Source organism: Campylobacter concisus (assembly GCF_002912425.1).
GTDB lineage: Bacteria > Campylobacterota > Campylobacteria > Campylobacterales > Campylobacteraceae > Campylobacter_A > Campylobacter_A concisus_AH.
The window spans coordinates 11697-26959 of sequence record NZ_POYR01000113.1 but is presented as its reverse complement, the minus strand read 5'-3'; the positions used below and the strand labels follow the sequence as shown (position 1 = coordinate 26959).

At 36.6% G+C, this 15263-nt stretch carries 18 protein-coding genes; 9 read left to right on the top strand and 9 right to left on the bottom strand.

Features of this window, described 5'->3' with window-relative positions:
- Positions 1 to 2 precede the first annotated feature (2 nt).
- The gene (gene panC, locus CYP84_RS05865; protein ID WP_103636962.1) at positions 3 to 824 is read right to left on the bottom strand and encodes a pantoate--beta-alanine ligase; all 822 of its coding nucleotides are present in this window, start codon (positions 822 to 824) and stop codon (positions 3 to 5) included.
- A gap of 120 nt (positions 825 to 944) precedes the next feature.
- On the opposite strand from panC, the gene prfB reads away from it, so the two are divergent.
- The 3 genes from prfB to CYP84_RS05850 all read left to right on the top strand — a co-directional run bounded on the left by prfB (position 945) and on the right by CYP84_RS05850 (position 4332).
- A complete protein-coding gene (gene prfB / locus CYP84_RS05860; protein ID WP_103630274.1) occupies positions 945 to 2045 on the top strand; it encodes a peptide chain release factor 2 in 1101 nt (366 codons plus the stop codon).
- 231 nt (positions 2046 to 2276) lie between these two features.
- The gene (locus tag CYP84_RS05855; protein WP_103636961.1) at positions 2277 to 2858 is read left to right on the top strand and encodes a hypothetical protein; all 582 of its coding nucleotides are present in this window, start codon (positions 2277 to 2279) and stop codon (positions 2856 to 2858) included.
- A gap of 16 nt (positions 2859 to 2874) precedes the next feature.
- Positions 2875 to 4332 (top strand): SHOCT domain-containing protein, encoded by a 1458-nt coding sequence (locus CYP84_RS05850; protein WP_103636960.1) that lies wholly within the window; start codon positions 2875 to 2877, stop codon positions 4330 to 4332.
- 38 nt (positions 4333 to 4370) lie between these two features.
- Here the strand turns inward: CYP84_RS05850 and CYP84_RS05845 are convergent, their stop codons facing one another.
- Entirely contained in the window at positions 4371 to 4922 is a 552-nt protein-coding gene (locus CYP84_RS05845; protein WP_103636959.1) for a tetratricopeptide repeat protein, read from the bottom strand.
- Between the two features lie 78 nt (positions 4923 to 5000).
- Between CYP84_RS05845 and CYP84_RS05835 the strand changes: the two genes are divergently transcribed.
- Genes CYP84_RS05835 through CYP84_RS05810 form a run of 6 tightly spaced genes read left to right on the top strand, consistent with a single transcriptional unit; the run spans position 5001 to position 10389 of the window.
- Positions 5001 to 5318, top strand: coding sequence for a hypothetical protein (locus CYP84_RS05835; RefSeq protein ID WP_012139947.1), 318 nt, complete (start codon positions 5001 to 5003; stop codon positions 5316 to 5318).
- Positions 5315 to 6655 carry a dihydrolipoyl dehydrogenase family protein gene (locus CYP84_RS05830; protein WP_103636958.1) on the top strand — a complete coding sequence of 447 codons (1341 nt, stop codon included), beginning with the start codon at positions 5315 to 5317 and terminating at the stop codon, positions 6653 to 6655. The genes CYP84_RS05835 and CYP84_RS05830 overlap by 4 nt, the downstream gene beginning before the upstream one ends.
- 10 nt (positions 6656 to 6665) lie before the next feature.
- Positions 6666 to 7325 (top strand): tetratricopeptide repeat protein, encoded by a 660-nt coding sequence (locus CYP84_RS05825; protein WP_087582363.1) that lies wholly within the window; start codon positions 6666 to 6668, stop codon positions 7323 to 7325.
- 12 nt (positions 7326 to 7337) lie between these two features.
- Positions 7338 to 7961 (top strand): tetratricopeptide repeat protein, encoded by a 624-nt coding sequence (locus CYP84_RS05820; RefSeq protein WP_103636957.1) that lies wholly within the window; start codon positions 7338 to 7340, stop codon positions 7959 to 7961.
- A 9-nt stretch (positions 7962 to 7970) separates the two neighbouring features.
- Positions 7971 to 9347, top strand: coding sequence for an MBOAT family O-acyltransferase (locus CYP84_RS05815; protein WP_103611442.1), 1377 nt, complete (start codon positions 7971 to 7973; stop codon positions 9345 to 9347).
- Positions 9316 to 10389 (top strand): hypothetical protein, encoded by a 1074-nt coding sequence (locus tag CYP84_RS05810; protein ID WP_103636956.1) that lies wholly within the window; start codon positions 9316 to 9318, stop codon positions 10387 to 10389. Before CYP84_RS05815 ends, CYP84_RS05810 begins: the two co-directional genes overlap by 32 nt.
- A gap of 4 nt (positions 10390 to 10393) precedes the next feature.
- On the opposite strand, the gene CYP84_RS05805 is transcribed toward CYP84_RS05810, so the two are convergent.
- From CYP84_RS05805 to CYP84_RS05775, 7 genes are read right to left on the bottom strand one after another with little or no spacing between them, the layout of a single operon-like run.
- Complete coding sequence (locus tag CYP84_RS05805; protein ID WP_002942078.1) at positions 10394 to 10930, bottom strand: hypothetical protein; 537 nt, start codon at positions 10928 to 10930, stop codon at positions 10394 to 10396.
- On the bottom strand, positions 10923 to 11444 hold the full coding sequence (locus CYP84_RS05800) for a membrane protein (protein ID WP_002941847.1): 522 nt from the start codon (positions 11442 to 11444) through the stop codon (positions 10923 to 10925). The genes CYP84_RS05805 and CYP84_RS05800 overlap by 8 nt, the downstream gene beginning before the upstream one ends.
- Complete coding sequence (locus tag CYP84_RS05795) at positions 11441 to 12445, bottom strand: hypothetical protein (protein ID WP_103611718.1); 1005 nt, start codon at positions 12443 to 12445, stop codon at positions 11441 to 11443. The genes CYP84_RS05800 and CYP84_RS05795 overlap by 4 nt, the downstream gene beginning before the upstream one ends.
- A 60-nt stretch (positions 12446 to 12505) precedes the next feature.
- Positions 12506 to 12952 (bottom strand): hypothetical protein, encoded by a 447-nt coding sequence (locus tag CYP84_RS05790; protein WP_103611717.1) that lies wholly within the window; start codon positions 12950 to 12952, stop codon positions 12506 to 12508.
- Positions 12942 to 13721, bottom strand: coding sequence for a lysophospholipid acyltransferase family protein (locus tag CYP84_RS05785; protein ID WP_103636955.1), 780 nt, complete (start codon positions 13719 to 13721; stop codon positions 12942 to 12944). The genes CYP84_RS05790 and CYP84_RS05785 overlap by 11 nt, the downstream gene beginning before the upstream one ends.
- Positions 13702 to 15003, bottom strand: coding sequence for a tRNA (N6-isopentenyl adenosine(37)-C2)-methylthiotransferase MiaB (miaB, locus tag CYP84_RS05780; RefSeq protein WP_103636954.1), 1302 nt, complete (start codon positions 15001 to 15003; stop codon positions 13702 to 13704). The genes CYP84_RS05785 and miaB overlap by 20 nt, the downstream gene beginning before the upstream one ends.
- A complete protein-coding gene (locus CYP84_RS05775; protein ID WP_002941786.1) occupies positions 15003 to 15245 on the bottom strand; it encodes an HP0268 family nuclease in 243 nt (80 codons plus the stop codon). Before CYP84_RS05775 ends, miaB begins: the two co-directional genes overlap by 1 nt.
- Between the last annotated feature and the right edge of the window lie 18 nt (positions 15246 to 15263).

Sequence of the window (15263 nt, the reverse complement as noted above, 5' to 3'; positions counted from 1 at the left end):
TTTTAGATCCAGATGTTGTCTATTAGCCTAGTTTTGCCAACATAGGCGGCTACTAAGATGATGGTGTTGCCTTTTTCTACCTTTGAAATTTCATTTAAATTTCTATCCGTAACCGCGACGTAATCAACTTTTAGTGGCTCAAGCACCTCAAGCATCTTTGCCTTGACCTCGCTCGCGTCCTCTTCGCCGTTTTGGATCAAATTTTGTGCTTTATTTAGTGATCTTGAAAGTCTTAGCGCGTTGCATTTATCTTCGTCGCAGATATAGACGTTTCTGCTTGAAAGTGCTAGGCCGTCTGGCTCTCTAACGATATCGCAGGCAACTAGCTCGATGTTTAGGAAAAATGTCTTTATCATGTTTTGCACGATGATGAGCTGCTGGGTGTCTTTTTTGCCCATATAGACGCTATTTGCACGAGTTAGGCGAAATAGCTTATTTAGCACTCTTAAGACGCCGTCAAAGTGTCCTGGCCTAGTTTTGCCCTCTAAAATGGTCGAAAGCTTCTTTGGAGCGACGATGAGAGGCTCATCTTCAAAGTAAAGCTCTTTTTCGTTTGGGATGAAGATAGCGCTAACGCCGTTTTGCTCGCAAATTTGGATGTCGCTTTGCTCTTTTCTTGGGTATTTTTCTAGGTCTTCGCCTGGTAGAAATTGAGTTGGATTTACAAAAGTTGAGACGATGCTTATCTCATTTTCGCTCACACATTTTTTTATAAGGCTAACGTGTCCGTCATGAAGTGCGCCCATTGTTGGGACAAAACCGATCTTACCGCTTGCGTTTGAGACAAATTCCTCAAGTTCTTTTATAGTTCTTATGATCTGCATTTTTAACTCTTTTTATCTAAATTTTAACTTGGCATTGTAACAAAAAAGGATTAAAAGGGCGTAAATTTAAAAATGTAAGCAACTTTTGGCTAAAATCGGCAAAAATTTATGGAGAAAAACTTGGATAGTTACGAATACAACGAGCTTTTAAAGAAGCTACAAACAAAAGTTGAAAACATAGGCTCTATCGTAAAGCCTGACGAGATAAAGGCTAGGCTAAAAGAGATCGAGGCCATAGAGCAAGACCCTAGCTTTTGGCAAGATATCGCAAGAGCTGGGGCATTAAATAAAGAAAAGACAAAAATTTCAAATATGCTTGCTAAATTTAGCGACGCTCACCAAGCAGTTAGCGACGCAAAGGAGCTCTTTGAGCTAGCAAATTCTGAAAATGATGAGGAGACTATAAATTCTTTATTTGAAGATGCTAAAAATTTAGATGAAAAGATAGTAAATTTAGAAATTTCTATGCTTTTAAGTGGCGAGGATGACGGCAAAAACGCGATCGTATCGATCCACCCAGGAGCTGGCGGCACTGAGAGCAACGACTGGGCGAGCATGCTTTATAGGATGTATCTTAGATTTTGCGAGCGTGAGGGCTTTAAGGTTGAGACTTTGGACTTTCAAGAGGGCGAAGAGGCAGGGCTAAAGGATGTGAGTTTTATCGTAAAGGGTGAAAACGCTTATGGATATTTCAAAGCAGAAAATGGCATCCACAGGCTCGTTCGCACAAGCCCATTTGATAGCGCAGGACGCCGCCACACAAGCTTTTCTAGCGTTATGGTAAGCCCTGAGATAGATGATGATATCGAGATCGAGATCGAAGAAAAAGATCTAAAGATAGACACTTATAGAGCCAGTGGCGCTGGCGGCCAGCACGTAAATAAGACTGAATCAGCCATCCGTATCACGCACATACCAACTGGCATCGTCGTGCAGTGTCAAAATGACCGCAGTCAGCACAAAAACAGAGCCACAGCGATGAAGATGCTAAAGTCACGCCTTTACGAACTTGAGCTGATGAAGCAACAAGAGGCGAGCAACAGCGTAGAAAAGAGCGAGATCGGCTGGGGACACCAGATAAGATCATACGTGCTTTTTCCATATCAGCAGGTAAAAGACAACCGTAGCGGCGAGGCATACTCACAAACTGACGCGATACTTGATGGGGATATCAAAAAGATGATAGAGGGCGTCTTGATCGCTCAAAAGGCTGAGGCGTAGTAAAAGCCTAAGTTTTAAGATTTGATTGTTTTATATGTAGTTTTTAAAACTTTTTTCAATTTTTATTAAGTGATTTTTTAAAAAAAACTACAATTAAATTTATTTTATATTTTATTTTAATTTAATATTTTAAATACTACTATTTTATTTGAATATTACAAGGAGTGTAATAATGGTTAAATCTAGTAATGATATTAAAACTACTAAAAATCACATGAGAAGGGATAACTTATGCGACTAAATTCCTATCAATCAAGAGATATTATAGATATAGTAAATGCTTTGCTTGAGGATGAAAATGCTTGCAAGACACTTCTTTCAATATATCTCGACACAAAAAGTGAAAATACTATAAATCGCTATTATGAAGCATATGAAAATTTAAGGGAAAAAGGGCATTTTGATCCAGATGAAAAAGCTTTTGGAATATCGTGGCACTGGGGCTCTTTTTTAAGTGGATTTTTATTTTTTTGGTATAGAAAGCAATATGAAATGATGGTTTATTCTATGCTTGCTATGTTTTTTTATTTTTTTCCTAGTTTTATTTTTTCTGGAGCCTTTGGGTATTTTGCGGTATTAAATGGTTTTTGCTTAACGATTGCAAAAGGTATTTCAAAAGGCATGAAGCAAACATCTTTTGAAGAAGTTAAAGAAAGACTTAAGGATAAAAGTTTAAGTGACGAACAAATATTATTAGCATTTGCCTATAACTGTGGAAAACGAGCTTGTGAAAAATATGGCGGTACAGATAATAAACCACTTTATTTGGCTATAGCAATAATTATTGGAATTATCTATTTTTTGAATCATTAAAAAAGGAATATAAAATATGAGTATCTTAAAATTTCTAAAAAAATTGGTTAAAAAAGATGACTTGATGAACGATACAGAAGTTTTGGCTGGATGGTATTGTGACAAAGGAATTAATATAGATTTTTTAGAAGACAAAATTTATATAAAATACTGTGAAGATGAAGGTCGTAGTTTTATAAAATATGAATCTTTTAAGGATAGTAAATATTTTAAAAAAGTAGACAATAAAATTTTTCATAATTTTTGTAGTAAAAGTCCAAAACAAGAATGTGATGAAATTTTGAATATATTGGAAGTAAAAACTTCTTTTACTATAGAAATATGTAAGAGTTTGATTTGGCTAATAGATGACATTGATGAAGTATTGCGCTCTTCTTTAAAAGCTTCAAAATTTATTCTTAAAAAACAATTGCCAATAATATTTAATAGAATTGATTTTAGTTTTTCTAAAGACATAGCTGAACTAGAGTGTTTATTGTCCTTTTGTAAGGCATTTTTAAAAATAGATCCAAAAGAAGATGAGAGTGTGTGTAATGAGTGGTGTAGCGCTTCTTTAAAAATACTTGGAGAATTTGAATCAGATGATGAAGAGTTGTATCCTGTTTTCGCATATTATGATAGAGATAATATGAAAGAAGGATGTATATTTACTGTAAATAGCAATGATGAATTAGAGAAAATTGACTTTAATGAAATAACTTTTTTAAAAACAAATATTGATAACAGCTGCTATATAGTTGCAACCAATGAATTAATAGTATGTATTTCTAATTATTTTAATGATATTGAGAAATTTGAAGAAGATGTAAGACAAAGCGGTATGCTTGGCAAAAATAATAAGGTGTTTGGATTTATATTTAAAAATATTAATGATTTTTTGCTTAATCCAGAATTGTTTTTGCTTTGCAGAGATAAAAAATTGATTAGCGAAGAGAATATTTATAGTGTTGTGGTCTCAGATGCTGATGCGATTGAAAATATAGGAAATAATTTTGGTGAATTTGCTTCAAAGACTGCGTCAAATTTATTGGGAAATTTCTTTGGAACTATAAAAGATGCTGTTAGCTCTGTTGTCAAAAATACTGTTTGTGATAAAAAAGCATTGGTGCTTGTAGAAAATAAAGTATTGTACGTAAATTTAGATAAAGAAGATAGCTCTGAGTTTAAATTAAAAGATGTTGCAGAATTTCAATATAAAAAGGACAAATATGTACCTAATACCATTGATATTTACGAAAATGGATTGGATGATGAGCCATTTATGAATAATATATCCATGGATAGCTATAAAAGATTTATAACCGAACTTCAAAATTTATTGCATACTAATAATATTGAAAACCATATTGTTGAAAATAATTCTAAAAAAATAGATAAAAAATCAAGACTTCTTGAACTAAAAGAGCTTTTCAATGATGGTTTGATTGATGAAGATGAATATAAAGCTCAAAAACAAATTATTTTAAACGAATAATATAAATAACAATAGTTTTTAAAATAGAAGTTTAAGAGCTAAAATTTCATCTCTTTTAGCTTCGTGCAAGCCTCTTCTTTGCCGTGATAGCAAGCCTCATCAAGATAAATTTTCGCTTTTTTATAGTCGTTTTTGCCAAGATATATAAGCCCTAGATCGTAACTGGCCTCGCTTGAGCCAAGGCTTGTGGCTTTTTCGTAAAAATATATCGCTTTTTCTAAATTTTGATTGACACCAAGGCCGTACTCGTAGATGTATCCAGCACTTCTTAGCCCGTCTATATTGCCGTATCTGCCAGCTGTCTCAAACCAAAAAAGTGCCCTTAAGATATCTTTGCTAAAGCCTTTGCCATCACGAAAACAAACGCCAGTTTGCTGCATGGCTAGGACATTGCCATCTTTTGCGTAGTCGTAAAATCTCTTGCAAGCCTTTGAGTAGTTGCCTTCATTGTATAGATAGATGGCGTCTGCTATCTGCTCTACTTCAGGATCAAGTGGTGGCTCGCTAAGACCTAAATTTTGCGAAATTTGCTCTACCGAACAGCCCCAAAATAGTAAAATGCTAAATAGAAAAATGATAAATTTTTTCATATTTGTCCTTGAAAATTTAGGCGATTTTATCGAATTTTATCTTATAATGATCGCAAATTTTAAGCAAAAAGGAACGATATGGATCATAACGCACTTTTGACACAGCTTGGCTACAACATAGATGAAACGACCACTGAGCATATGCGTAGAATTTTAAATAACACTGACGGCCTTTTGCCAAAGAGTGTGATCGAGCTAAACGATCATTTAAAGCCACACCTTTGCTTTGTAGCGATGAGCGGGAGCGAGGATAGGTTAAAGATAAAAAACGTTGCGACCGTCAAAGAGATAAAAGAGCGGGTTGATGAGATCATCAAAAGCTGGGCAAATAAATACAAAATGGATATCAAAAAGATAAACGAAACTACATACTACATAATAGGAAAAATTAAATGAAATATGACATTGTTATTATTGGATTTGGTAAGGCTGGCAAAACGCTAGCTGTAAAGGCTGCTGCACTTGGCAAAAAGGTCGCGCTAATCGAGAGATCGCCAAAGATGTATGGAGGCACTTGCATAAACGTGGGCTGCATACCGACAAAGCGTCTAATCACAGCTTCAAAAGAGGCGATATATGCAGACAATAGCGTTGAAAACGAGTATTACACGCTTAGCATCGAAAACAAAAATAAGCTAATCTCAGCTTTAAATTCTAAAAACTACGCGATGCTAAATGATAAAGAAAACATCGATGTGATCGATGGTGTTGGCTCGTTTAAAGATAAAAATAGCGTCCTAGTTACAACATCAAGTGGCGAGAAAAAGCTGCTAGAGGGCGAGTTTATCATTATAAACACTGGCTCAAAAGAGGCAAAAGCTCCGTTTGAAATAGCAAATTCAAACGTTTTTTCAAGCACAACATTGCTTGATCTAAAAAATTTACCAAAGCATATAGTCATCGTTGGTAGCGGATTTATCGGCATAGAGTTTGCCTCGATGTTTGCTAACTTTGGCTCAAAAGTAAGCATAGTAGGCCGCTCAGCGCTTCTTAAAAACGAGGACGATGATATAGCTAGCAGCGTAAAAGAGGCTCTAAAAGTGCAAGGCATAGAAATTTTAGAGGGCTGCGAGATAGAGAGCTTAAAAGACAATGCGCTAAATTTCAAACAAGACGGTGAAGACAGGATCATCAAGGCAGATGCGTTCTTGGTGGCGCTTGGCAGGGTGGCAAATTTAGATGATCTAAATTTAAAAGAAGCTGGTGTTGAGCTAAACGAAAAAGGCTTCATAAAGACAAATGAGCGCCTTCAAACAAATGTATCAAACATCTACGCAGTGGGCGACGTGCGTGGCGGAGAGCTTTTTACTTACACTAGTTTGGATGATTTTAGGATAGTTTTTTCACAAATTTTTGGCGATAAAAAACGCACCACACAAAACAGAAGCATCCACGCAAATGTGCTATTTACCGACACTCCGTTAGCAAGAGTTGGCGTAAATGCAAAAGAAGCTAGTAAGCTTGGGCTAAATTTCAAGGAGCTAAAGCTTAGCATGGCGGCAGTGCCAGGAGCAAAGGTGCTAAATCACGATGTGGGCATGCTAAAAGCGATCGTTGAAGCAAGTAGCGGCGAGATTTTGGGGGCGAGCTTTCACTGTATCTACGCAAATGAGATCATAAATGAGATCGCGATCGCTATGAATTTAAAAGCAAATGCAAATTTCTTTAAAAACCAAATTTTCACTCACCCAAGCATCAGCGAAGCCCTAAATGACTTGTTTGGACAATACTAAAAGGACAAAAATGAAAAAATATCTACTACTTTTAACTGCTCTATTTTTCACAGGCTGCTTAAATGTCATCGGCATCGGGGATACGCCAAAACAAGATGACTCATGGCAGCAGCCAAAGGACGAAAAGGTGGTGCAAAACAAAGAGCAAATTTCAAAAAATGCTATCGATCTTTTAACACCAAAGTGCGAGAGCGGCGATGCTGAAGCGTGCAACGACTTGGGCGTAAATTTTGAGCTTATGAAAGAGTATGACAACGCTTATGCAAACTACAAAAAGGCTTGCGATGCGAAGGTGCAGCTTGCTTGCTCAAACCTTGGTACGCTCTATGAAAACGGTCTTGGCGTAAAAAAAGATCCAAAAAAAGCGGTCGAAATTTACAAAGATAGCTGCAACAGTGGCGGTGTGCAAGCTTGCTATCATCTAGGCAATGCCTACCGCAAGGGCGAGATCGTCAAACAAGACTACTACCTAGCGATGGAGGCCTACACAAACGCTTGCAACGCCGGAGATCTGCCAAGCTGCGCAAATATCGGTGCGATGTATGAGCTAGGGCTTGGCATGAACAAGGATGAAAAGAGAGCTTATGGAATTTACAAAGTCGCTTGCTTTCGCGGTCTAAACAAGGCGTGCCCACAGATGAAAAGACTAGGCGCAAAGCTTGGCATGTAAGTAGGAAAATAAGTGAAAAAATTTTTAAATTTTTGGATTATCGTAGCTGCTAGCTTTATGCTAAGTGGCTGCTGGTCGTGGCAAAAGATGGTGAGCTTTGGCTTTTGGCAAAGTGATGAGGAGGCTAGGGCGGAGCGTCTTGAGCTTGAAAAAGAGAAGATGGTGCAAAACTGCGAGAGCGGAAATAGCATCGACTGCAACAACCTAGCTGTAAATTTTAGCAACGAAAAGGACTTCGTAAAGGCAAAGGGCTACTATGAAAAGGCGTGCAACGCTGGGCTTGCGACTGCTTGCTCAAATTTAGGTCAAATTTACGAGCAAGGGCTAGTTGATGAGCAAAAAGATATCGAAAAGGCTCTAAAGCTTTATAAACTAGCTTGCGATAGTGGCGACGGCGTTGGCTGCTACAACGAGGCAATGGGACTAAAATCCTACATCGAAAGCGAAAATTTAAAAACTCATAAGATAGATAGAACCAAGGCTGAGGCTAGAGTTTTAAAGCTTTTGGCAAAGAGCTGCGAGCTTGAGTATGCGCAGTCTTGCTTCTTGCTTGCAAAGCTAAGTGGCGATGAAACAAAGGCAGACGCACTTTACAAAAGAGCCTGCCAACTTGGCAAATGTGTGGATAAAAAGTAAGGGGTAAGTTTGCTTTTTAACTCATATGTTTTTATATTTGCATTTTTACCGCTTGTATTTTTTGTATATTTTTTTCTAAATAAAAAGAGGCTAAGCACTCTTGCAAAAGCTTTTTTGGTGAGTGCTAGTTTATTTTTTTATGCTTATTGGAGTGTTTATTATCTGCCGATTTTGTTAGGAAGTATTGTTTTTAACTTCCTTGTTTCAAAATTTCTTGCAAAACATCAAAGTAAAACTATTTTGATTTTTGGTATAGTTTGCAACCTCACTTTACTTGGATATTTTAAATATGCTGATTTTTTAATTTCAAATTTAAACGCTATAGCAAATACAAATTTGGGTCTACTTCATATCGCTTTGCCGCTTGCGCTTAGTTTTGTCACATTTCAGCAAATAGCATATCTAGTCGATAGCTACAATAAGCAAACAAAAGAGAATAGCTTTTTAAACTACTGCCTTTTTATAACATTTTTTCCACAGCTTATTGCTGGTCCGATAGTGCATCACAAAGAGATGATGCCACAGTTTGCAAATAAATTTAATCTTATAAAAAACTATAAATTTATAGCTCTTGGACTTTTTGTTTTTAGTATGGGGCTATTTAAGAAGAGTGTGGTTGCCGATACTTTTTCGATTTTTGCAAATGCTGGATTTGATGTGGAGAGAAATTTGACTTTTCTGCAAGCATGGGCGACGTCGCTTTCGTATACCTTTCAGCTTTATTTTGATTTTAGTGGTTATTGTGATATGGCGATAGGTCTTGCGCTACTTTTTAACATCAAACTTCCTATAAATTTTAACTCCCCGTATAAGGCTTTAAATATTCAGGATTTTTGGCACAGATGGCATATTACGCTATCGCGTTTTTTAAGAGACTATATCTATATCCCGCTCGGAGGAAATAGAAAAGGTCAATGTCATACCTATATAAATTTGTTTTTAGTATTTTTAATAGGCGGTCTTTGGCATGGGGCTGCTTGGACATTTGTTGTTTGGGGTGCTTTACATGGTGTTGCTATTGTCACTCACAGATGTTGGCAAAAGTTAAATTTTAAACTAAATAAAATCATTGCTTGGATCATTACCTTTAACTTTGTAAATTTTACATGGATATTTTTTAGGGCAAAAAGCTTTGAAGATGCTATGAAAGTGATCCGAGGGATGTTTTTTGGTGAGTTTAAAATAGACGTTAATTATCTTGAGATGTTTTTTATCGTTTTGGCTTTTTTGGTTGTTTTGCTTTTTAAAAACTCTATGCAAATGGCATTTGATAAGAAATTTAAATTTACTATCTGGCAAATTTTTGCAACATCTTTCTTTTTGTTTATATCAATCTTAGCAATTAGGCTTAATAATGCGAGCGAATTTTTATACTTTAGATTTTAAGAAAAAAATATTTCTATGCCTGTTTTTAGTGGTTTTTGCTATGGTTGGGCTTGATGTTGTGCTTTATATTTTTTCAGATATTAGCACAAGTAAAACTAATTTCGTAAATTCTTCAAAAATTTCAAAGGCTAAGCATTTTGAATTAAATGACATCGATAAAAAAGATCTTATTTTTGTTGGGAGTAGTAGAACTCTTCATCATATATCAACAAATTTTTTTGCTAAAAATAATAATATCAGTATTTATAACTTTGGCGTATCTGGCAATTTTATAGGCGATTATCCTTTTATTACAAAAGTTATTAAAAAAGTTAATGTAAAAAAAGTTATTTTTAGTATAAAAATTAGTGATCTTTTTGAGGACTATGCAGAAAGAGGTATTAAAATTTATACTAATGATGAACTTATAGCAAATTTTGGCACAAGTAAATTAATGTTTTTTAGAACATTGCCAAAGTATTTTACAAGCTTTCATTTATTTTTAAGATACTCTGAAGCTATCTATAATAGATTAAATGTTTTTTATAATATCTTTGAGCCTAAAAATAAAATAATTGATTTGGTTGCAAATGATGAAAGGCATCCATTATTTAATGTTGAAAGAGATAGCGATTGTAATTTAAATAATATTCTTGAAATAGACTCAAAATTTACCATAAATAGAAAGCTTATTGTTGCAAAGTGTACAAATGGCGATAGTATACTTTTTGCAAATGCATTGCCGAGAGAGAACTATGGCAAGGTACTTGACCTAAAAGAGCTAAATTTAAACACATTAAAATACATGCAAAAATATATAATAGATCCATTGGCTAAAAGCGGTGTGAAAGTAGTTATTGTATTTGAGCCAATATTTGATGGAACAAGACTTCAATATAATATAAATGAAATAACATCAGCTATCAAAAATGCCAAAATTATTGATCTTACAAATTTAAAATTTAGTGATGAAGAATTATCTGACTGGGAGCATTTAAACTATCTTGGTAGAAAAAGATATAGCGAGTTTTTGGTTAAACTCTATCTTGATGGTAAACTTTGAGTTCTTACTTCAACCCAAAAACTTTTATGTTAAAGGTTGTGTGAATCTTATCGTTTTCGCCCTTCATGACGATAGGAAATTCGGCTTTTATGATGCTGTCGTAGCTACTAAGCGCGTCTAAAAAGTCATAAAATTTTTGCGGGGTTTTAAGTGAGCTAGTGACATTTAGGCGGTATCTAAAAAACTTCTCAGTTGCGTTATTCTCGCCTTCTTCTATCTTGCTAAGGCTCACTTCGCTAAAAAATTGCGATGCGAAATTTATAAATTTATCCTTATCAAAAGCTGTATCATAGGCCAAGATGATAGCGCCATCTTTTTGTCTTGTCGCCTCAAGTGCTTTAAATTTAGCTTCAAATTCGTTTTTTACCTTGGTGTATGATGAGGTTTGCGAGTAGTTTTGTCTTGAGAGGCTTTTAAATTCTTTTATGTTTGGCACGATAAAGCCAAATATCATAATGAAGCAAACTATGATAAAAGCAAATATAAAAAGTAAAAGCTTTACTGGGTCGATTTTTTCTAAGCTCGTATCTTTTTTACTCATTATATCCCTCAGAATTATCAATCTTATTTGTGCTTATAAAGCCATACCAGCCGTTTTTGCTCTGATAAAAGCTAGTGTTTGACGTGGTGAAAATCGACCTTAGCGGCGAGGCTAAGAGCTGGTTAAAGACATCCTTTGTTGGCGTTATGCCGCGGATGATGAGTGAGTTTTTGTCCATAAAGACCTCTTCAAGCGTGATGCTATCAGGCACAAGGTCAAAAAGGTTGTGCAAGCTTTGCTTTAGGATAGAATTTGACGTAAAGATGTCGTTTGCAGAGTCTATCTGCACGGCAAGTTTGGCTGAAATTTCATCCGTGGTGACTATCTTTTGGCTAAGCTCTTTTTGCTCATTTGCTAGAAATTCTATATTTTTCTTGGTTGAGTAGTTTTTATAAACGATAAAGAAATTTGCCACCAAAAGCACCACAAAGACAAAGCCGATGAGGCTTAGCCAGAGCTTACTAAAGATAGATAGAAGCGGTCTTGGTTCTGGAGTGATGAAGCTAAATTTCATAGTATTATCTCTTCTTGCATGATCTCATTCATGATGTGATTTGTGTTGATCGGATAGCTTGATGTCTCCACAAATAGCTCAGATTGTAGGTATTGTAAAAAGGTTGCGCTTGTTTTTGTGTTTTCAAAAACGATGATCTGCTCGATAAAATCGCCGCCGTAGATCGGATTTTCATAAAATTCTTTCATGGCCTTTGCGATGTAGTCAAACATCTTCATATCGCGCCCAAAGATCGCTACTGACTTCTCGACATTGGTCGAAGTTGGCATGTTTAGCTCATAGTTTAGATCTTCAAATTCTTTTGGTTTATCATCGCTTAAAAAATCATCCAAACTCTTAAAATCATCAAGCGCCGTTGCACCATCTTCTTCTTTGACAATGAGGTTGTCGATGTCTGTTATATCCTCTTCTTTTAGGCTTTCGATCTCTTCGTTGCCCTCTTCAGCATCGCTCATATTTAAAAACGTCGAGAGCTTCATCTGCTTGTCTTTAAATATCGCAAGTGCAAAAGAGTGCGAGTGGATGTAGAGATATAGTGTGGTTTTTGGCGAAATTCCACGCTTTAAAAGCTCGTGAAAGAGCAGGGCGATAGGCGAGTAGATAAGATCGACACTACCTTGCCCAAAGAGGTTTTTATATCTTCTTATAGCATTTAAATTTGCATATATGCTCCAGCTATCTTGCATCACAAGGCTGGTTAAATTTTGCGTGTTGATGTTAAATTTTTTATACTCGTCAAAGTTAGCAGTAGGCAGCGCACCTTGTGAGTCGTCGTTAAAAAAGAGCGAAATATAGACGCCAAAATAGGCCTTCTCTTGCTCTTCTATGTATTTTATGACCTTTTCATCGACATTTTCGATGCTTATGTCTGTAAATTTAGCATTTATGGTTTTTATAAGCTTGCCATTTCTAAAGACCTGACCGTAAAAAACGCACTCATTGCCCTCGATCACGGCGCTTAAGAAAAGGTTTGAAAAAAGCTTTTTGATGCTAAAAGACATAACTCTCCTAAATTTAGTGCATTATTTTTGGTATGTTAGCTAAAAAGGGATTAAATAAGTTTAAAACAGCTCGTTTTTTAGTTTTGCAAACGCCTCTTTCATCTTCAGAGCTTCTCTTTTTAGCTCATCATCAAGCAGTGCAGAATTTCTTAAGCTCTCAAAATCCTCTATCATCACATCGCACATCATTTTGATGCGCTCTTTATCGGCCTTGCTGACGCCATTTTGGCTCATTTTTTTGATGCGCTCAAGATACTCTTTGCCATTTTTTATGTATGAGTTAAATTTCATAGCTGCCTTGCTTTGATTAAGCGTGGTGGCGGCCATCTTGTTGTATGTGTCAAGATCAAGGGCTTTTTGGCTTAAATTTATAGCCTTTTCATACTCTTTACTCTCGTAGTAAAATTTCGCTTCAAGAGCGAGTTTATAGGAGTTGTCGCTGTAAAAAAATAGCCCAAAGAAAGCTATTATAAAAATGGCTATAAAGATAGAAATTTTATTTTTCATAAATTTCGTCCAAAATTTCTCTTATCTCATCGCTTATTTGCGGATTTTTATGCGCATATTTTTTCCACCAAATTTTTAAATTTGACCTAAAGTCCTCTTCGTTTTGTAGCACGCTCTTGCCGCCGTCATTTTGCGAGGCTTGCCAAAGCTCGTTTTGTATCTTCTCTTTTGCCTCTTTTTGTTCTAAATTTGCCACGCTAAAAGGGGCTGAGAGGCTAAAATTTATAGTTGAAAATGGCTTTGGAAGTATCATCTTATCCCAGCTTTTAAACTCCCAAAACGAGTTTGCTTCGAAATTTAGAGCATAAATTTCACAAGATGACTTTTGTGCGATCACCGCAGCGCCGTCTGCTACGCTATGTCTTGGACCGCGTGGGCCATCTGGCGTGATGATGACGTCGTGACCTTGCTTTATCTCTCTTAGGGCTTCTATTAGTGCCCTTGCACCGCCTTTTGAGCTACTACCTCTAATGGTGCCAATGCCAAAAAATTTGATTATTCTGGTGATGAGCTCGCCATCTTTGTGGTCGCTTATTATCACCTTGCCTTGTTTTCTGTTTTGACTGCTCCACCAGCGCCTGTAAGCAAAGCTCATAAAGCTAAGCCTGCCGTGCCAAAAGACGACGACGCAGCCATTTTGTGGCAAGAAATTTGGAGTGTAGCTCTTTTTGCAGGTTAGAAAAATAAGCCACATCAAAATGTAGATGAAAAAGACGCCAACATTTAGGGCGACCTTTTCAAGGGTGTTTTTAAATTTGCAGCTCGCCATACAAAACCATTCGTTTTGGGTTTGTGATCTTTACTTTTTGCGTAGTGCCAAGAAGCTCCTCGCTGCCATCAACTTGAACTAAAAAGTTGTTAAAACTTCGTCCAGCAACTCCGCCATTTGCCCTTAGCTCTTCAAAATAGACATCAAAAATTTTATCTTTTTGCTCCGCCACGATCTCGTCTAAAATTTCGCTGTGGCGATTTTGCAGGCGCATTAGCCTTTCTGAAGCGGTTTTATCATCTATTTGATTTGTAAAAGTAGCTGCTTTTGTAAGCGGACGAGGCGAATATTTAAAGCTAAAAATTTGCTCAAATCTAACTTGCTCAAGCACATCCATCGTATCTTCAAATTCGCTCTCGCTCTCGCCCGGAAATGCGACGATGATGTCAGTTGAGATGCTCACATCTGGGCACATCTTTCTAAGTCTTAGCGCGCGGTCTAAAAACCACTCTTTTGTGTATCCGCGCTTCATCTCGCGCAAAACTTTGGTGTTTCCGCTTTGAAGTGGCATGTGCATAGACTTGCAAATTTTTGGGTTATTTGTGAAAATTTCAAGAAATTTATCATCCATGTGAAGTGGGTGCGGGCTTGTAAATCTTATCCTCTCAACGCCCTCTATCTCGCTTATCTTCACTAAAAGATCGCTAAAATCGATATTTTCTTGCACGCCTGAAAATCTTTTGCCGTAGTTATTGACATTTTGCCCTAGTAAAAATATCTCTTTTGCACCGCTTTTTGCGGCCTTTTCTACCTCTTTTAAGATGAGGCTTGAGGGGATGGAAATTTCATCGCCTCTGGTATGTGGGACGATGCAGTAGGTGCATTTTTTATCGCAGCCGATCGAGATATTGATATGGCTTTTGTATGGCGAGCCTCTAAATTCGCCAAATGCGTATTCGCTCTCGTCGTGGTTGATGTCGGTTGAGATAAATTTAGGCGTATTTACCGCCTTTGTGATCTTGCTAACATTTCTTGCGCCAAGAACAAAATCAACATAAGGCGCGCGCTTGAAAATTTCACTACCTAAATGGCTTGCAGTGCAGCCGCAAACGCCTATCTTTGCACCTCTTTTTTTGGCTTTTTCAAAGGCTCCAACCTCGCTAAAGAGCTTATGAACTGGCTTTTCACGAACTGAACAGGTATTTATAAGGATTAAATCAGCTTCTTCGATGTTTTGTGTTAAGGAGTAGTCTTCTTTTTGTGAGAGCTCGGCTATGATATGCTCGCTGTCACGAACATTCATAGCACAACCTAGAGTTTGGATAAAGAGCTTTTTACTCATTAAAGTATATGCACTTCATACATATAATCGCTATCATCAAGTCCGTATTTTACGGTTCTGTGATAAACGCTTAGCCCTTTTTCTTCAAAGTGCTCGACTAAGGCGATTAGTTGTTTATGTGTGTTTTCTTTATCAAAATAGAAAATTTTCTGACCCTCTTTTTCGACAGCTGCCTCTATCTTTTCTAGTGAAATCGTTTTTGGTTTTGCGTCTAATTCGGCTCTTGCAAGTTTTAGCTCCATTTTTAATCCTTTCAAAAT

Bases quoted from the DNA above. Each gene is read 5' to 3' on its own strand.
- panC (WP_103636962.1), bottom strand. From the start codon at position 824: ATGCAGATCATAAGAACTATAAAAGAACTTGAGGAATTTGTCTCAAAC.
- CYP84_RS05855 (WP_103636961.1), top strand. From the start codon at position 2,277: ATGCGACTAAATTCCTATCAATCAAGAGATATTATAGATATAGTAAAT.
- CYP84_RS05850 (WP_103636960.1), top strand. From the start codon at position 2,875: ATGAGTATCTTAAAATTTCTAAAAAAATTGGTTAAAAAAGATGACTTG.
- CYP84_RS05845 (WP_103636959.1), bottom strand. From the start codon at position 4,922: ATGAAAAAATTTATCATTTTTCTATTTAGCATTTTACTATTTTGGGGC.
- CYP84_RS05835 (WP_012139947.1), top strand. From the start codon at position 5,001: ATGGATCATAACGCACTTTTGACACAGCTTGGCTACAACATAGATGAA.
- CYP84_RS05830 (WP_103636958.1), top strand. From the start codon at position 5,315: ATGAAATATGACATTGTTATTATTGGATTTGGTAAGGCTGGCAAAACG.
- CYP84_RS05825 (WP_087582363.1), top strand. From the start codon at position 6,666: ATGAAAAAATATCTACTACTTTTAACTGCTCTATTTTTCACAGGCTGC.
- CYP84_RS05810 (WP_103636956.1), top strand. From the start codon at position 9,316: ATGCGAGCGAATTTTTATACTTTAGATTTTAAGAAAAAAATATTTCTA.
- CYP84_RS05805 (WP_002942078.1), bottom strand. From the start codon at position 10,930: ATGAGTAAAAAAGATACGAGCTTAGAAAAAATCGACCCAGTAAAGCTT.
- CYP84_RS05800 (WP_002941847.1), bottom strand. From the start codon at position 11,444: ATGAAATTTAGCTTCATCACTCCAGAACCAAGACCGCTTCTATCTATC.
- CYP84_RS05795 (WP_103611718.1), bottom strand. From the start codon at position 12,445: ATGTCTTTTAGCATCAAAAAGCTTTTTTCAAACCTTTTCTTAAGCGCC.
- CYP84_RS05790 (WP_103611717.1), bottom strand. From the start codon at position 12,952: ATGAAAAATAAAATTTCTATCTTTATAGCCATTTTTATAATAGCTTTC.
- CYP84_RS05785 (WP_103636955.1), bottom strand. From the start codon at position 13,721: ATGGCGAGCTGCAAATTTAAAAACACCCTTGAAAAGGTCGCCCTAAAT.
- miaB (WP_103636954.1), bottom strand. From the start codon at position 15,003: ATGAGTAAAAAGCTCTTTATCCAAACTCTAGGTTGTGCTATGAATGTT.
- CYP84_RS05775 (WP_002941786.1), bottom strand. From the start codon at position 15,245: ATGGAGCTAAAACTTGCAAGAGCCGAATTAGACGCAAAACCAAAAACG.